The sequence below is a fragment of the Streptomyces sp. NBRC 110611 genome (assembly GCF_001590865.1).
Lineage (GTDB): Bacteria > Actinomycetota > Actinomycetes > Streptomycetales > Streptomycetaceae > Streptomyces.
In genome coordinates this window covers 40174-43129 of record NZ_BBUY01000027.1, presented here as the reverse complement: position 1 = coordinate 43129, position 2956 = coordinate 40174, and the positions used below count along the sequence as shown (strand labels likewise).

1 protein-coding gene is annotated in these 2956 nt (G+C 69.8%); it reads right to left on the bottom strand.

What is annotated here, in order from left to right; all coding sequences use genetic code 11:
• Window positions 1-489: 489 nt before the first annotated feature.
• Window positions 490-2956: BTAD domain-containing putative transcriptional regulator (locus AZE13_RS31140; protein ID WP_079124557.1), on the bottom strand; the 2467-nt coding region annotated here is incomplete at its 5' end.

Genomic DNA, 2956 nt, shown 5'->3' with positions numbered 1-2956 from the left:
CGGCGCGGTGCCCGGCGCGGTGCCCGGCGCGGTGCCCGGCGCGGTGCCCGGCGCGGTGCCCGGCGCGGTGCCCGGCGCGGTGCCCGGCGCGGCGGCACCTCGGCTATGCCTGGGCGCCGCCGCGCCTACCGCTTGTCGTGGCCACCCGATGTCTCGGGCCAGGTGCCTGCTGTGACTTCGCCAGGCTGAGCGGGAGGAGCGGAGTGGGCGCGCAGGAAGAGAGCCGCGGCCGTCGGCATACGCGCCGGGTTTCACGGGCCGGGGTCTGTCACAGGTAGATCGGGATGCATTGCTGCACCGATATACAGTCGCCCCCGCCCACCGGTGGCTCGCAGGGGCCATGGCCTGCGGTTATATGCCAGGTGGCGGTGTCGCATCCAAGCGCGTACACGTATACGACGGCGAAAACGGCGCCGTATACGACAGGGCAAACGCCAAGGGCCCGCTCATGCCGAGTGATAAGGCTCGCAGGGGCAGTGAGCTGCGGCTTTACCGCGTGTGACGGGAGGGGGCCCGCGGCGTGAGAAGGGCTCGGGTTGCCGGCTCTGGTTCGAGGCCGAGCTCGGCGAGGTGGCGTTCGAGGCGGCTGTAGGTGTGCCGGGCAGCGTCGTGGCGGCCGGATGCTTGGTAGAGGCGGATGGCGTGCTGGGTGAGCCGCTCGTGATCGGGGTGGAGGGCACCCAGGTGCTCCAGCAGTCCCAAGGCGGTGTCGCGCTGTTGCGGGTTGGTGGGCGTGTGCTCGGCTTGGTGGGTCAGGCGGAGGGCGGCGTCGGTGGCCTGGGTGGTGAGGTGTTCGCGGATCGCATCGGCCCACAGGTAGTCGCCGCCCTGGGCAAAGGGGCCGCAGTAGTGAGTCAGGACCTGGCGCACGGTATGCGTGACGTCTTTTTCTGGATGCTCCGCTCCCGTTACGGATACTTCTTTAAGTTTCTGGGTGAAATCGGCGAGGTCGGTTTCTACGAGCCTCGGGTTCAGCTTGTGAAGTTCCCCTTGACGCAGGATAAATTCCTGTGTGGTGATCCCGGTTGCGGCGCGAAGGGCGCGGCGTACCGCGCGGCGCAGGTTTTTGAGGGCGTTGTGTTCACTGCCGGGGGTGAGGTGGAGCTTGTCGGCGATGTCGGAGATGAGGAGTCCGGTGGGGTAGGCGGCGAGCAGGGCGAGGAATTCGTGGACTTCCGGCCGCAGGTTGGTGCCGACGGGTTCTTCGTGGCCGCGGGCGTAAAGCGTGACGGGTCCGAGGACGTGGAGGCGAACGGGCTTGGTCTGCACCGGACGCGATGCGCTGGTCAGATGCGGGTCGTCAGAGGGGGCCGGTTCCTCCTCTGAGTCGTCAACGGCATCGGCATCGGCTTCGGGGCCCGGTTCGGAGTCGGGCTGCTTGTCGTGTGGGGGCGGGCTCTGAGTGGGGAGGATGCGCAGGTTCGGGCGCTGGCCGTGGGCGCCGAGGAGGACTTGGGTCATGTCGCGGCCGGCGTCAGGGGTGAGGTGGAACAGCTCCAGGCGGCTGGCGCTGTGAGTGCGCTTGTGGGGCCGTGTGGTGGTGCCGTCTGCGTCGATGTGCCAGTGCGTGGCGTCCGGGAGCGGGGCGTCCAGGGTGAGCACGATCAGGACGCCGGGCCGGCTGCGGGTGGCCACGGCTTGAACCTGGCCGATATGGGCGGCGTTCGGCCTGGTGAGCAGAACCAAGGTGCCCGGGCCCTCCTCGTCGAAACAGTGCGCCATCGCCTGCCCGCTTGCCGGAGTGTCGAGCTCGTTGTGGGCGCGGGCGTGGGTGATCAGGTGCTGCTCGGCCATGCGGACCGCTTGCGCGGTGTCGGTGCTCTGTGTGAGGGCGGTGAACCGTTGCGGCAGTCCGGGCAGCAGGCAGCCGGCGATCTCTTCGGTGACGATGGCCTTGACGTGGGGAGGGCGGGGGCGTTGGCGTTCGGCCGCGGTGAGGATGCCGGTGAGCAGGGCGCGGGCGGCGCCCTCGGCCCCAGGGCCCGTCCAAGTGCAGCCGCCGACGGTGGCCAAGACATCGAGGGGCACCTCGACGTTGCCTTCCACGCCGATGGTGACCGTGTCCGCGCTGCGGGGTTGCTGGGGCGGGGTGCGGCGGGTGATCAGGGCCTCGGGGTCGTGGGCGCGGCGGGGTTGTGCGGCGGCGTGTGCGGCTTGTGCAGCCTTGTCGACCAGAGGGCTCAAAGCCGGTGCAGGCGTTTCGTTGTCGGGTCGGCGCAGGCGGCGTTGGTGCAGGTACCAGTAGCGGCGCGCGGCCAGCAGCCCTGCTGCCGCGGTGATACCGATCAGACTTGCCTCACCGAAACCGATAGCCGCCGGTCCCGGCCCCGCCACCGTCTTCTGGTCCATCGCGTCATCGTGGTGTCGTGATGCGGCGGGTGCCTGGTTGCCGTCGAGCTGTCGGCCACTGCCCGGCTTCTGATCCAGGGGCGGCTGCGCAGACGCTGTCGGAGCAGGCGGCGTCTCAGCTGCGGCATCCGGTGCGGGCCCCGCCGGGGTAGGGGTGGGCAGGGATGCGGTGGAGCGGTGGCTGACAGGGATGGTCAGTTGCCAGCCAGGCATGATCAGGTCCGGGTCCCTGAGCCGGGCTCCGTCGCTCTGTACGCGGTCTTTGTTGAGTGCGTAGATCCTGGGCCACTTCAGCGCATCTCCCAGATGAGTGTGGGCGATGTCCCACAACGTGTCGCCTTCCCGCACCGTGTACTCCACCAGCCGAACGGCCTCGCCGCCGGCAAACGGCCCCCGGTACTCCTCACCGGAGATGGCGGACGCGATGTGTGGGGAAGTTGTCGCATCTGCCGTGCGAAGCGTGGCGGCCTGTTCCCCCGGGGAGGGGATGAGAGGGGCTGTCGCGGTGACGTGGAGCCGGGTTTCGCTCGCCGAGGAGGGCTGCTGCGCACTGGCAGCGTGGGGGCGCCAGAGGGTGAGGGCGGCGACGACGAGGGTGCCGATGCAC